Annotated in this window: 10 protein-coding genes; 6 read left to right on the top strand and 4 right to left on the bottom strand. The window is 72.2% G+C overall.

Annotated features, from left to right (window positions below):
- Nucleotides 1-560 precede the first annotated feature (560 nt).
- Nucleotides 561-1,616, bottom strand: coding sequence for an NAD(P)-dependent oxidoreductase (locus tag IF37_RS0111650; protein WP_030740231.1), 1,056 nt, complete (start codon nucleotides 1,614-1,616; stop codon nucleotides 561-563).
- A 761-nt stretch (nucleotides 1,617-2,377) separates the two neighbouring features.
- Between IF37_RS0111650 and IF37_RS0111645 the strand changes: the two genes are divergently transcribed.
- From IF37_RS0111645 to IF37_RS0111635, 3 genes are all read left to right on the top strand, one after another.
- Nucleotides 2,378-3,169, top strand: coding sequence for a hypothetical protein (locus tag IF37_RS0111645; protein WP_030740228.1), 792 nt, complete (start codon nucleotides 2,378-2,380; stop codon nucleotides 3,167-3,169).
- Between the two features lie 248 nt (nucleotides 3,170-3,417).
- A complete protein-coding gene (locus tag IF37_RS0111640) occupies nucleotides 3,418-3,624 on the top strand; it encodes a hypothetical protein (protein WP_030740225.1) in 207 nt (68 codons plus the stop codon).
- Nucleotides 3,625-3,757: 133 nt separating this feature from the next.
- Complete coding sequence (locus IF37_RS0111635; RefSeq protein ID WP_253915735.1) at nucleotides 3,758-5,437, top strand: endo-1,4-beta-xylanase; 1,680 nt, start codon at nucleotides 3,758-3,760, stop codon at nucleotides 5,435-5,437.
- A 57-nt stretch (nucleotides 5,438-5,494) separates the two neighbouring features.
- On the opposite strand, the gene IF37_RS0111630 is transcribed toward IF37_RS0111635, so the two are convergent.
- Entirely contained in the window at nucleotides 5,495-6,817 is a 1,323-nt protein-coding gene (locus IF37_RS0111630; RefSeq protein ID WP_052845108.1) for an MFS transporter, read from the bottom strand.
- 428 nt (nucleotides 6,818-7,245) lie between these two features.
- On the opposite strand from IF37_RS0111630, the gene IF37_RS0111625 reads away from it, so the two are divergent.
- Nucleotides 7,246-9,144, top strand: coding sequence for a KedN5 family methylcobalamin-dependent radical SAM C-methyltransferase (locus IF37_RS0111625; protein WP_253915734.1), 1,899 nt, complete (start codon nucleotides 7,246-7,248; stop codon nucleotides 9,142-9,144).
- Between the two features lie 24 nt (nucleotides 9,145-9,168).
- The gene (locus IF37_RS0111620) at nucleotides 9,169-10,398 is read left to right on the top strand and encodes an MFS transporter (RefSeq protein WP_030740211.1); all 1,230 of its coding nucleotides are present in this window, start codon (nucleotides 9,169-9,171) and stop codon (nucleotides 10,396-10,398) included.
- 127 nt (nucleotides 10,399-10,525) lie between these two features.
- On the opposite strand, the gene IF37_RS0111615 is transcribed toward IF37_RS0111620, so the two are convergent.
- Complete coding sequence (locus IF37_RS0111615; RefSeq protein ID WP_030740208.1) at nucleotides 10,526-11,251, bottom strand: DUF4232 domain-containing protein; 726 nt, start codon at nucleotides 11,249-11,251, stop codon at nucleotides 10,526-10,528.
- Nucleotides 11,252-11,423: 172 nt separating this feature from the next.
- Here IF37_RS0111615 and IF37_RS0111610 point away from each other — a divergent pair, with 172 nt between their 5' ends.
- Nucleotides 11,424-12,695, top strand: a complete 1,272-nt coding sequence (locus IF37_RS0111610; RefSeq protein WP_052845106.1) for an MFS transporter — start codon at nucleotides 11,424-11,426, stop codon at nucleotides 12,693-12,695.
- Nucleotides 12,696-12,930: 235 nt separating this feature from the next.
- Here IF37_RS0111610 and IF37_RS0111605 read toward each other — a convergent pair whose 3' ends face one another.
- Nucleotides 12,931-13,359: a VOC family protein gene (locus IF37_RS0111605; protein ID WP_030740202.1), complete on the bottom strand. Its 429-nt coding sequence runs from the start codon at nucleotides 13,357-13,359 to the stop codon at nucleotides 12,931-12,933.
- Nucleotides 13,360-13,749: the final 390 nt, after the last annotated feature.

The following is a 13,749-nucleotide window of genomic DNA, read 5'->3' as shown; positions in this document are numbered from 1 at the left end:
TGGGCGGGTTCCGCGACAGGGAAGCGGCGGGCCCGGGGTGGGCCCCGGCTTCCGGAACGGCATGGTGCGCGGTGGTCTCCTGCGCCTTCCCCGGGAATTCGGCCAATTCACCCTTCTGTGGTCCTGCGGATTCCGGCCCGTGAGGCGCGGTGCTCGTTCCGTGGCGCACCTCGTGTCCGGTCCCGGAAGCCGTGGGCGGGACGGCGGGTTCGATGGCGGGGGCGGGTTCGGGAAGGATGCCGGTCCTGTCGCCGGCGGGAGACCGCCCGGCGTCCAGCGCCGGGCTCACGGCATACTCCATGGAGACCTCCTATGGTTGCGTGCGTCGGTCCCGTGCGGCGCGGGTGCATCCTCCCGTCCGGGCGCGGGAGGGAACCGGCGAGCGGCCGGTGGCATGGATCGCCACCGGCCGCCTCGTCGCGTCGGGATGGGGCTGTGTACAGGGGGAGCGCTGATGTCGACGGGCGCAGCGCGGCAGGTGGTCCCGAGGGGAAGGGGACCGGGGCCCGGCAGGCGTGCCGCAGGAACGGAATCCGGAGCGGACCGCCCGGCGCCGCGGTTCAGCAGAACGTCTTGGCCAGGCGCAGGGCGCCCTGGCTCCAGGCATCGCGGTGCGTGCGCCCGGTGGCCCGTGACGTCCGGGCAGCAGAACCACGCCACCAGGCGTAGGTCCGCAGCAGCGTCTCCTCATTGCTGAACTGCGGCGCGAAAGCGAGGTGTTCGGCGGCCTTGCCGATGCTCACGTACGAATCCGCGGTCAGCTTGTGGATCAGCCGCTTGTACACCGGGGAGAGCCGCAGGGCGGCGAGCCCGCGGAGCGCGGCGACGGCGGGGCGCACGGGCAGGGCGCGGACCCGGCGACCGTGGCCGGCCGCGTCGAGAACGGCCTGGAAGTCCTCGCGCAGGGTGCCGAACCGGTCGGCACCGATGTTGAAGGTGTCGTTCACCTGGGCATCCGGCAACTCGCAGGCGGCGCGCACGGCCGCGCACAAGTCCTGCACGTCGAGCATCTGGGCGCGGTGACCGCCCCCACCGAGCAGCGGGAAGTCCCGTCCTTCTTCGGCCCATTCGAAGAGCATGGCGAAGAGCCCGAGCCGGTTCTCGCCGAGGAACGTCTTCGGCCGCAGGATGGGAGCGCACAGGCCCTCCCGCCGGGCCCGCTCGACCCGCACCTCCGCCGCGCGCTTGGCGGCGCTGTACGCGTCGACCGGTCGGCAGGGGTAGTCCTCGGGGGTCGGACAGTACCGGGGAAGCCCGTAGACGGCGGTCGACGAGATGTGCACGAAGCGTCCGACACCGGCCGCCTTCGCGGCGGCCAGCACGGACTCGGTGCCCTGCACGTCGACGGAGGCTATCTCGCTCGCGGAATGGCTGGGCAGTGCGGCCGCCGCGTGCACCACCACGTCGATCCCACGCAGCGCCGTGGTGAGACGTGCGGTGTCACGAATGTCGATCTGCCGGAAACGCGACGCGCCCTCGTACTCGTCCAGCGGAGGCCGGACGTCGATCGCGGTCCACTCGGCGCCCTCCCAATCGGAGGCGAGCAGCGCCGACCCGAGCATCCCGGATCCACCGGTAACCGCCAACCTCACAGTGTTTCTCTCCCATTTCCTCATTCTCTGACGGACAACCATCGAATTTTACTTTCTCGAAACTTGGGCACTTCTCGCAGGTTGATGACGCGACCGGCGCGCATTCCTCATGACCCGTCGAGTCAGCCAGACGCGACAAGGCCTCGTCAACCCCCCTTCCCGCGTCGCGATCTGGTCACAGGAAGTTGCTCTGAATGAACAATGGGGCAGCTTCATTTCCCCTTTGAGCAAGCGTGCGACACGGCGCGCGCCCGCTTGTCGGATCTCGTGACCGGAACCCGTCAGTGGCCGGACAGTGGAAGATCCTCAGCCGGATCACGGCGCGCGGCGGTCAGGACCCGCCGGGGTGCCAGGAGTCCCGCTCTCCCCGCCCTCGCCGCGTTGTGCGCGAAGTGAGTTCCGGCCACCAGGCGACCGATGCGATCCGGCCACTGTGATCATGCGCTTCTCTTCCGTGACATAAGTCACCCTCACAGCGTGGCGCGTCGCCACCCTGCCCGTCAGCGCTCAGGCGCCAGGCCGGCGTGTGCGGTTGACCTCCCGCTGACCCGGAGAGAGCTTCCGCCCTGCACGCCCACCCGGAACCGCGGCCCGCCGGACCGACCCGGCCTTGCCCTGCGATCCCCACGGCGACGTCGGTGCCCGCACGTACAGTTGCGACATGGCTTCCGGGGAACCGGTCGCGCCCGCCGAACGGCGCCCCGCCCGCCCGCGGAGCCGGAATGCCAACTCCGTTCGAGTCGTGCGTCTGTTGTCGTGCCGTGCCCACGGGATGGAAGTGAGTAATGCCCAGGAAGAAGATGTGGGTCGAGTGGGAAGACGGGTCGGATCTGTCGTCGTCGCGGAAGAAACCCGGTGACTACAGCCCCCTTACCCGCGAGGACGGCACGAATCGACTGGGACAGGTCACGCTGAGTCCCATCGACGAGGACGAAGCGGACGCGCCGACGGACCCGCAGCCGATCTTCATCCACGTCACGGATGACAACGCGGCGGACTCGCGGGCGGAGGAGCCCGTGGACCTCGAGGCGCTGTTGAACACCTTGGTGCTTCTCGCCGAGACCTTCGTCGCCCTCCAGAAGGCCATGCCGCATGTGAAGAGGTTCTGGAACACCCAGGCACTTCCGGCCGTGAAGTCGACGTGGGACAGAGTCGCTCGTTCGCGCAGGACCGGCCGCCGGGCCGCCGCCGAATCGTCCCCTCCGGGTGACGCGGATTCCTCGCAAGAGGTGATGAATGCCCCCGAAGAGGAAGAAACCAGCATGAGCGGTGCGGAGGCGCGACAGCGTTTCGCCGCCGCCCTGGTGACCAGGATGTTCAGTGACGAGCAGTTGAGAATTCTACGGAATGCCCGGATCAATGACGACGTCGATCCCACGGAACTGATGAGCGTGATGGAAGTGCTCAGGTCCGAGCAGTTCGGGGAGCGCGTCAAGCTGGCGCTCGAGTCGAATCCGTCGCTCACCCACGAAGAGAAACTGGCCGAACTCGGGAGGATACTCGGGACGAGTCCGGTCGACGGCGGGCACCTCGCCCTGGAGAAGCGGAAGGACCGAGGAGACACCGCGTCCGGTTGACGGCGGGACCCGGTCACGCGGCGGGCGCCGGGGGACCTCGCCGCCGGCCCCGGAGCGCCCGGGCGGCACACCGACGAGCACCCTCGACCGTCGGCCCACCCCGCGCTGAGCGCGTGGCAGGGCCGGGGTGACGGCGCGCACGGTGCCCGGTGGGCGACCCCGGCCGGTTCGGTGCCTTTCGCGCATGTCGTCGATTCCGGCCGGGGGACGCGCGGCGCCTACTGCGGTTCCGGGTACCGACGCGCTTCGTGCGGGACGGCTCGGAGGCTCACTACCGGCGGCTGTGCCTGGCGGCCGGGGTCCTGCCGGGGGCCGGCAGCATGACGGCTCCGCACGGACTCCCGCGCAGGGCGGACGGCTCGGCGGAGGCGTACGTGCGGCTCTTCCTGGGACAGCCGGGGCCCGTGCTCGACGAGGCCCTGGACCGGCTGGCCCGGGCGGGACTCGGCTGGTGAGCCCGCCGGCAGGCGCCCGGCGTGGGACATGATGGACCCGAACGACCGCCCCCGGCATGGCCGGAGGAGCGGCGGCGGGGCCGGGGCAGGGGTGTCGGAGGGGGTGTCGCCGGTCATGCGGGTACGGAGGGGCGTGGCCGCCGCTGCCGCCTGCGCCCTGCTCGCCGGGGTATCGACGTCCTGCACCGGTGCCCCCGCGCCCGCCCGGGGACCGGTGACGGACCTGCTCGGCGGCCGGGACTGGGCCCACTTCGCCGGGGCGGAGCAGACCCGGTCAGGGGTGCGCGTCACGCGCCTGGACCGGCGCGTCACGCGGCAGGACGGCAGCGGGGGGCGGCCGAATCCGCCGGTGAACCTGCGCGGTCCCCACCTGGTGTTCCGGGGCGGCCTCCGGATCGAGGCACGTCTGAGCCGCACGGACGGCACGGATGCCTATCTGCATCTGTACGGCGAGGTTCCGGTCGTGTACGACGAGTGGCGTCGCGAGCGGCGCGGCGTGCGGATCGGTGTGGCCGGCGGCCGGGTCCGGTTCGACCGCTGGGACGGGGACTCGGACCGGCCCGCGCTGACCCGTTCCTTCGGCGGGGGCCTCGGGGACGAGGTCCGCCTCGCCGTCGAGGTGCGGGGGGACCGGCTGGTGCTGGAGGCCGACGGGCACGTCGTGGGGACCGTTCCGGGGCGGGAGGTCTTCGGGCACGGCCGTATCTGGTTCGGCGCGGACGCGGGGGGCGGCGGGCGGGGCTGGACACTCGGTGCGCTCCGCGCGATGCCACTGGGCGGGGGACGGCTGTCCGTCCGGGACGCCCCCGCTCTGCGGGTACCCCGGTCCACCGACGCGTTGCGTGACCTGGCGGCGGGCCGGGAGCGACCGCTCCGCGTGGGGACCGCCGTGGCCGCGGGCCCCTTGCTGACCGATGACGCCTACCGCCGGACGGCGGGTGAGGAGTTCTCCATGCTCACGCCGGAGAACGACTTCAAGGCGCAGTTCGTCCAGCCGCGACGCGGCGTCTTCGCCTTCGCGGAGGGCGACACCCTGGTGGACTTCGCCCGTGCCAACGGGATGCTGGTGCACGCCCACACCCTCGTCTGGTTCGAGGCGCTGCCCTCGTGGATGCGCGCCGCGATGACACGCGAGGACCGCGAGCACGTCATGACGGAGCACATCCGCGTGGTCGCGGGCCACTTCCGGGGCAAGGTGGCGGAGTGGGACGTGGTGAACGAGCCCATGTCCGACGAGGACGAGGACTACACCAACGGCAACCGCGGTGTGCGACCGCACCTCTGGTTCGAGGCGATGGGCGAGCGGTACATCGACATCGCCTTCCGCACGGCCCGGGAAGCCGACCCGCACGCGGTGCTCTACCTCAACGAGTACGGGGTGGAGGAGGACGGACCGCGCTGGGACGCCCTCTACGCGCTGCTGACCCGGCTGAAGGAGCGCGGCGTCCCCATCGACGGGGTCGGCTTCCAGAACCACGAGTACGCCGCCGCCGACCGGACCGACCCGGAAGCCTTCCGGCGCAAGCTCCGGGCGCTGGCCGGACTCGGCCTGAAGGCCCGGGTCTCGGAGATGGACGTCCTCGTCGGCGAAGGCGAGGAGGACGCCCAGGCGCGCGAGTTCGCGGCAAAGCTCGCCGTGTGCGAGGAGGAACCGAACTGCACCTCCTTCTCCACTTGGGGCTTCACCGACCGCTACGGCTCCACCGCCGACCTCCGGAACTACCCCCCGGCTCCGGGGAACGCCCTCCCCTGGGACTCGGCGTACGAGGCGAAGCCCGCGTACCGGGCGCTGCGCGACGCCCTCGACCGCTGACGCCGCCAAGCCGGGCCGGGGGCGGGGGCGTCGGCCCCGCCCCCACGGGCCCGTGTGTCAGCCTCCGGACGCGATCCCCGTCGGTGCGGCGGCCCGTACGGTCCGCCGGGGTCGCACGAGCGCGGTGGCGGTGGAGGCCAGGGTGGGAGCCGCCGCCGCCACGAAGCACAGGGACAGCGGCAGCTGCCCCAGGACCAGACCCGCGGTCGTGGTCCCGCCCGCATTACCGGCGTTGAAGGCGCTGTTGACCCAGGTGCCGGCCTGGATGCGCGTCTTCGCCGTGGCGCGCTCGTCCGCGACGAGGTAGGCCGTCGACAGGGCCGGCGCGACGAACAGCCCGACGCACCCGGCCACGACGGCCAGCGCGTAGAGGTCGGAGACGGCCGCTGCCCCCGCCAGCGCCGCGGACAGGGCGAAGGCCAGCAGGAACAGGCGTTGTCCGCTGGGCAGACGCCAGGTGCGGGCCCCGTACGCCATCCCGCCGACGACGCTGCCCACCGAGAGGGCGGCTTGGATCCACGCCACGGCCGCGACGTGGTGGTGCTGGTCCGCGAAGGCGACCACGAGGAGTTCCAGGGCGCCCAGTGACATGCCGACCGCCCCTGCCACGACGACCGCGGCCGGCAACCCGACCCGGCCGCGCGTCTCGCCGTCCGGCGAAGACCCTTGCTCCGAGCCGGCCCCGGGGCCGTCGGCGGCGGGACCGTCGGTGGTGGCGCCGTCGGCGCGGGCCGGCTCCGTGTCCGGCTCGTCCGTCGCGGCGCCGGGGGCCTGGCTCCGCAGGAGGGGGGAGGTGATCAGCCCGAGCGTGCCGGTGAGGACCAGGACGGCGCCCACGCCCACGCCGAGGGCCGGATTGCCGAGAGCGGTGACCAGCCCGGCGGCCAACGGACCGAACACGTAGAGGAGTTCCTCCACGACGGTGTCCAGGGAGAAGGCGCGCTGCCGCAGTTCCCCGTCCGGTGTCAGATCACTCCACAGGGCCCGCATCACCGGCCCGAGCGGAGGCGCGCAGACGCCCGCCGAGAGCGTCAGGACCAGCAGCGCCCAGGGCGGTGTCCCCGGGCCCCAGGTCGCGACCGCCAGGGTGGCGAGCAGGGTCGCGTAGACGGCCGCCATGACCGGCAGGACCCGCCGTGGTCCGCGCCGGTCGAGCAGTCGGGCGCGCAGGGGCGCGACGACGGAGGAGCCGAGCCCGGAACACGCCACGGCTGTGCCGGCCCAGGCGTAGGAGCCGGCCGTCCGGCTGAGCGCCAGCGTCAGCGACAGGAAGACGATGCCGTAGGAGAAGCGGCCGACCGTGGCCGCGGCGAAGGTCCGCAGCGCGTACGGCCGGCGCAGCACCGCGGAATACGAGGGTTTCCCGGAAGGGGAAGACATGGGACGTTCCTCATCGAAACATGGCACGCGTCAGCGCGCGCCGAAGGCAGGTCGAAGACGGCAGGGCCTTGATCCGCACCGGGGCGGGGCCCGTCCTTCGGTCTACGCACGGAGGAGGAACATGCCGGCCACCCTAGTAGCACTGCGGCCGGTTACCGGAATGCGGCGGAATGGACGTTGCCATTCCGTGCGGCCTCGCGGGCAGGGGCGTCAGGTGCGATCCCCGGAACGGCATTGCCACGGTGGAGGTGTCTGATTCCGGTCAATCATGGTCCGAAACATTGCGTTGACGCTCGTATGGGCCACATGGGAGCATGCCGCCGTAGATGCGGCAATTGACACGAAAAGCCAGCCGGGCCGTGGAAATGGCGCCTCCGGTGTCTTCGAAACGGTCGTATCTCTGACCCCGGGGGGGGACCGTGTTACAGGTGAAAATCATCCAGCAGGGCGTGTGGCACATGTCGAGGGAGTCGATGCCCTTGGCGGCCGGTTACCTCGCCGCGGCCGTCCAGGGCGATCCGGAACTCTCGGAGCGATGTCGCGTCGAGATCCTGAACTATTCGGGGGCGACCAGCCCGTGGGAAATGGCGACGCGTCTGCTCGACGGCGACGTTCCGGACGTCCTGTGCTTCTCCGTACTGGGCTGGAACGTCCGCCAGTTCGGCGCCCTGGCGGAGACGTTCAAGCAGGTGAATCCGAACGGGGTCGTGGTCTTCGGCGGGAACCACGTGTCCCACCAGGCGGACCGCACCCTGCGCCAATGGCCCGAGGTCGACGTCATAGTCAACGGCGAGGGTGAACTGACCCTCGTCGACCTGCTCTCCCGCATCGCCGACGGCGGCGACCTCGCCGAGGTCGAGGGGATCTCGTACCGGGACGCCGGGGGCGTCGTCCGCTCCACCGCGGACCGAGCGCGCATCGAGAACCTGGACATCATCCCGTCGCCGATCCTGTCCGGGGTGCTCCCGCTCCACGACGACACGGGGGCGTTCCGCTACGACGTCGCGCTGCTGGAGACCAACCGCGGCTGTCCGTACCACTGTTCGTTCTGCTACTGGGGCGGAGCGGTCGGCCAGCGCGTGCGTTCCTTCTCCCGTGAGCGCCTGCGCGCCGAACTGGAGGCGCTGGCGCGGGCCAAGGCCGAGACCGTGGTGCTGTGCGACGCGAACTTCGGCATCCTTGCCGCGGACCTGGAGTTCGTCCGGGACCTGGTCGAGGTGCGGCGCCGGCACGGCTATCCCCGGGCCCTGGAGACCTCCTGGGCCAAGAACAAGTCGAAGACCTTCTACGAGATCGTCGACATCATGCGCCGCGAGGGCATCCGCAGCTCCTTCACCCTCGCCCTGCAGACGCTCAGCGACGACGCCCTGGCGACGATGAACCGCAGGAACATGAGGATCAACGCCTGGCGGGACCTGACGGAACGCCTGTCCGGGGACGGCATGGACATCTACGCGGAGCTGATCTGGGGCGCTCCGGGGGAGACGCCGGAGTCCTTCCTCGCGGGGTACGACGAACTCGCCCGGCACGTCTCCCGGATCGCCGCCTATCCCCTCATCCTGCTGCCCAACACCGACTACGCGGAGCGCAAGGACCTCTACGGCTTCGTCACGGTCCGGGGCGACCGCGACGACTTCGAGTACGTGCTGGCGAACAAGGACATGACCCTGCGACAGAACCTCGACATGCAGCGGTTCCTGTTCTGGGCCCGGCTCCTGGCCGAGAACCTGGTCCTGCGCCGGGTGTTCCCGGCGCTGCGCGCCTCGGGCGGCGTCCGCCAGTCCCGGGTCATCCTCTCCATCGCCGACCACATCGAGGCTCAGCCCGGCCCGGGCGCCCGCCTCCTGCACCGGGCGGCGGCCAACTCCACCGCCGATCCCGACTCGCTGTCCCCGGCACTGGAATTCTGCTTCATCTCACCGGAGTTCGATGATCTCGTGCGGGGCTGGTGGCAGGCGAACGGCTCGTCCCTCGTGGCGGCCGAGTGGCTGGAGCCGCTGGCCGAACTGATCCGCTTCGACCTCGACTCCCGCCCGCTGCCGGACGCCGCGACCCGCGGCCTGCACGGCGCGCTGGCCGAGGTCCGGGACGGCGAAGCGGTGATCATCGCCGAGCGCGACTACGCGTACGACGTCCTGGACATGTGCCACGGCACCGCGGAGGGCCGGCCGAGTGCCGCACCCCGCCGCGGTCCGGTGCGGATCGAACTGACCTGGAAAGCGGGCTTCGCCGAGCTGGCGGCGTCCACCAATCACGAGGAGACCGCCCACTACGTGGCCGGCTCCCGCCGCCTCGACGGCGCCCGGCTGCCGGCCGTCGCACACTGAGCACGGGACACAGCACCGCAGACGATGAACACATCCCTCCCCGCACCCGCGCGTGTCGGCTACCGCGAGTTGCTGGCCCCCCGCGCCCGGCGTCCGCTGGTCGTCACCGGCGCGATCTCCCGCCTGCCCCTCGCGGGGGCGGGCATGGCGATCGTCCTCGCCGCGGGCGGCGCCACGCACTCGTACGGACTGGCCGGCACCGCCTCGGCGCTGTACGTGATCGCCTCCTCCGTCATGGCTCCCCTGCACGCCCGCCGGATGGACCGCACGGGCCAGCGCCGTGTGCTGATGGTCGCGGGCAGTACCCAGGCGACCGCCTTCGCCTGCCTCATACTGGCCTGCCGCACGTCCGGATGGTGGCAGGTTCCGGGCATCCTGGTGGCCGCCACCCTGGCCGGTGCCGCGCAGGTCGACATCGGTTCGGCGGTACGGGCCCGGTGGGCGCACGCCGTACCGGACCGGGTGTCCCAGCAGACGGCCTTCCTGCTCGAATCCGTCGTGGACGAGCTGATGTTCATCCTCGCCCCCATGGCCATCACCGCCGTCACGGTCGCGCACACCTGGGCGGCGCCCGCGGTCGTCCTGGTCGGTCCGGCCGTGGGGTGGCTGCTGCTGGCCGGCCAGACCGGCACGGCGCCACCGCCCCTGGCGAGGAGCGACGCCGGGCCGTCCGGGGCGCGCGCCGTCTCCATGGCCGGTTCGCGCTCCCTGGTCGCGGCCTTCGTGGGCATCGGCGCGTACCTCGGCTCGATCGAGATCCTCCTGGTCGCGCTCGCCGACGCCGACGGCGCGCCGCACTGGGCGGGTTACACACTGGCGGCATGGGCCCTCGGCAGTGCGTCGGCCGCCCTGTTCGCCGGGCCGCACCTCGGCCGGCTGACGCCCGAGCGGGTCTTCGTACCCGCCATGGCCTGGATGACCGGCAGCGGGCTGCTCCTCCCCCTGGCCGGTTCCCGGCTGCCGCTGGCGGGCGCCTGCTTCCTGGCCGGCATCGGGGCGGCTCCCGCGCTCAGCTCCGGCTTCTCCCTCATCGGCCGCCGGACCGCCGGAGCCGCCGAAGGCATGAGCTGGGCCTCCTCCGGCATGGGTGCGGGCACGACGATCGGAGCGTTCAGCGGTGGCTGGCTGGCGGACCGGACCGGCAGCGGTACGGCGTTCTGGCTGTGCGTGGGCTTCGGCGTGGCCGCCCTGGCGCTCGCCTGGCGGGCCACGTCGGGTGGTGAGACCGGCAGCACGGCCCGCTCGTCGGCCTGACGCGCGGACGCCCGTTCCGGCCGCCCGGTCGGCGGCCTGGTGCGCCGCCGCGGAACCGGCAGGGCGGCCTGGTGCGCCGCCGCGGAACCGGCGGGACGGCCTGGTGCGCCGCCGCGGAACGGGCGGGTCAGCCGCCCTGACCGGCGCTGCCGATCGGACCGACCTTCACCGGGGTGCCGCCGTCCTCGGTGACGGGCAGCGTGCCGGCACCCGGCCAAGCGAGGGTGACCGACTTCGTCTCGTTCGGCGGGGTCACCACGAGTCCGGTGACGCGGACGCCGGAACCACCCGAATCGTTGACCGGGTAGCTGATGCCGAAGGCCACCGACTTCCCGTTCCTGAGGACCATGGAACCGGCCTGCTCACCGGTGCGCTTCGCGGACAGCGGCCCCGCGTTGGTCTTCAGGTCGACACCCGCGTACCCGGAGAGCACGCAGTCCCGGCCGCCGCCGTTCTTCAGCTGGACGGCGACGGTGCCGTCGGGGTCGCCGTCGATGGTGCTGTCCAGTGCGGTGATCTCCAGCTCGTCGGTACGGCACTTGCCGGCCGTGCCCGCACCGCTGCCGGAGCCGGAACCGGAGCCGGAGCCGGAGCCGCTGCCGGAACCGGAGTCGGAGCCGGTGGTGGTGCCCCGTCCGCCGGGGCTCTCCCCCGCGGACTCCTTCCCGCCACCCTGGTCCGAGCCGCCGCCCGAACTCGAACCGCCCGAGCCCGAACCGCCGCCCGTGGAAGCCGCGGTGGACACGGACGACGGTTCGCTCCGTCCCGTGTCGTCACCGTCGTCCTGGCAGGCCGTGAGCGAGAGACCGGCGACGACGGCGAGAGCCGCGAAGGTGAGCCTGTGAACGCGCATCGATTCTTCCTCGGTGTCGGTGGGGATGCCGGCCCGTCGGTACGAGTCGGTGTGGGCGAGCGTTTCCGAACCCCAAGAGCCATCCGACCCGACCGGCCGTTCCGGCCAACCCCCGCCTGGTACACGCCTGTTACACGCACGCGCCGACCCTTCCGCCGTAGGGTGCCGGGCTGTGACGGTTTCTTCGACGGGTGTGCCGTTGTGGCACGAACGGCAGTTCGTCCTGCTGCTCGGCGCGAGGGTCGTCTCCGTGCTGGGCAACGGCTTCGCGCGGGTGGCACTGGCGTTCGCGGTGCTCGCCCTGCCGGGGGCCAGCGCGGGACGGCTGTCGCTGGTGCTGGCCTGCCAGGCGTTTCCGCAGTTGGTGTTCGTCCTGGCGGGCGGGGTGATCGCGGACCGTGTGTCACGGTCCGGATTGATGGTGCTGGCCGACGTACTGGGCGCCGGGGCGTACACGGGGCTGGCCGCCATGGTGCTGACCGGCCATGCCCCCCTGGCGGCGATGTGCCTCCTGGCGGTGGCCGCGGGAACGGCGACGGCCCTGTTCGCCCCGGCGATGGACGGCCTCGTACCGCTGGTCGTACCCGCGGATCGCTTGCAGCAGGCCAACGGGCTGTTGCGGGTGGGCACCAACAGTGCGCTGCTGCTGGGCCTGGCGCTGTCCGGGCTGACCGTGGCGCTGACGGGAGCGGGCTGGGCGCTCGTACTCGACGCGGCGTCCTTCGTCGTCAGTGCGGCACTGACCGCCCGGCTGCGGGTGGCCCCGCGCGTGCGCGTGAAGACCTCGGGCTGGGCCGATCTGAGGGAGGGGTGGCGCGAGTTCGTTTCCCGGCAGTGGCTGTGGGTCGTCGTGACCCAGTACGCGGTCGTCGTCGCCGCGCTCAACGCCAACGTGGGGGTGCTCGGCCCCCTGACGGCCGAGCAGCACCTGGGCGGGGCGCGGGCGTGGTCGGTCATCGTGGCGGCGCAGGCGGCCGGCACCATCGCCGGGGCGGGGCTCGCCGCCCGGGTGCGGGTGGACCGGCCCGTGCTGGTGGCCGTGCTGTGCACGTTCCCGGCCGCCGTACCGCTCGTCCTGCTCAGCGCCGAGGCCCCCGTATGGCTGACCGCCACGGCCATGTTCGGCGCCGGGGTCGCGAGTGATGTCTTCGGCGTGCTGTGGGCCACCACCATCCATCGGGAGATCCCGGAGCAGGCCCTGTCCCGCGTGAGCTCCTACGACTGGTTCGGCTCCCTGGCCTTCGCCCCGCTCGGTCTGCTCAGCGCCGGACCCGTCGCCGCCGCCGTGGGCACCGGCCGGGCCCTGGCCGGCTGTGCGGTCCTGGTCGTGCTGGCCACCTCGGCGGCCCTGCTCTCGCCCCAGGTGCGCACGCTGCGCACGGCGGACGGGGCGGCTTCCCCGGAGGGTGCGGGGCGGCAGGCGGGCGAGGAAGCGGCGGGCTGAGTCACCGCACCCGTACGACGACACGGTCTGGCTTTCCCCTCGCGGACGATCACGCTCGACCCCGGTGACCGCGCCTACCCCAAGGCCGCCGTCCGCCACAAGTTCCGCTCCCTGGGGACCCGGCGCGCCGCCGACCTCCTCCTGGTCTCCGGCGGCCACGACACCCAGGACCACGCCCGCGCCGCGCACTCGCCGCCGCACTGAGGCAGACGGGCGGCCGACGCCCGTAGGCCGGTCAGTCGACGCAGAACTCGTTGCCCTCGACGTCCTGCATCACGATGCACGAATCGTGGCCGTCGTACAGGAGACGCACGCGGACCGCGCCGAGCGGGATCAGCCGTGCGCACTCGGCCTCGAGCGCGGCGAGGCGCTCCTCACCCACGAGCCCGGTGCCGACCCGCACGTCGAGGTGCACCCGGTTCTTGACGACCTTGCCCTCGGGCACCCGCTGGAAGAACAGGCGCGGGCCCACCCCGGTGGGATCGACGCAGGCGAACGCCGAACCCTGGCGTTCGGGCGGCAGCGAGCGATCGAAGTCGTCCCACGTGGCGAACCCCTCCGGCGGCGGCGGTACGACGTACCCCAGCACCTCGCACCAGAACCGGGCGACGCGCTCGGGTTCCGCGCAGTCGAAGGTGACCTGGAACTGCTTGACCGATGTCATCGGCGCACCATAGCAGGAGCGTTCGGGACCCATCGGGCGTAGCCGCTCTGCGGCAGGTACCGGAGGGTGAACGTTCCGGTGGGCGGAGGCACGCAGACACCTTGTCACCGGGAGACGGGCATCTCTACTCTGCGGTAGGTGACCGGCGAGTAACCACCCCCCTCCCGCCGACCCGAATTGGCATGCGCATGCCATACCACATCGACACGTAGAACTCGACACGTCAACGGCCCCACCTCCCCGTCAAGGAACCGCTCACGCCCTCTCGGCCGGCGTGCCCCGCCCAGCGGCACCCCGACGCCGTACGCGGGACTCCTCGAACCGGTGGACGCCGTCATCGACCAGGACGTCGACACGACCGGCCGGCCTGACCGACCCCGGCCCCGGCCC

The sequence above is a fragment of the Streptomyces sp. NRRL S-31 genome (assembly GCF_000718775.1).
Lineage (GTDB): Bacteria > Actinomycetota > Actinomycetes > Streptomycetales > Streptomycetaceae > Streptomyces.
Note: the sequence above shows the minus strand (reverse complement) of the source record. Positions and strands in the feature narration are given on the sequence as shown.

Bases quoted from the DNA above. Each gene is read 5' to 3' on its own strand.
- IF37_RS0111650 (WP_030740231.1), bottom strand. From the start codon at position 1,616: ATGAGGAAATGGGAGAGAAACACTGTGAGGTTGGCGGTTACCGGTGGA.
- IF37_RS0111645 (WP_030740228.1), top strand. From the start codon at position 2,378: ATGCCCAGGAAGAAGATGTGGGTCGAGTGGGAAGACGGGTCGGATCTG.
- IF37_RS0111630 (WP_052845108.1), bottom strand. From the start codon at position 6,817: ATGTCTTCCCCTTCCGGGAAACCCTCGTATTCCGCGGTGCTGCGCCGG.
- IF37_RS0111620 (WP_030740211.1), top strand. From the start codon at position 9,169: ATGAACACATCCCTCCCCGCACCCGCGCGTGTCGGCTACCGCGAGTTG.
- IF37_RS0111615 (WP_030740208.1), bottom strand. From the start codon at position 11,251: ATGCGCGTTCACAGGCTCACCTTCGCGGCTCTCGCCGTCGTCGCCGGT.
- IF37_RS0111605 (WP_030740202.1), bottom strand. From the start codon at position 13,359: ATGACATCGGTCAAGCAGTTCCAGGTCACCTTCGACTGCGCGGAACCC.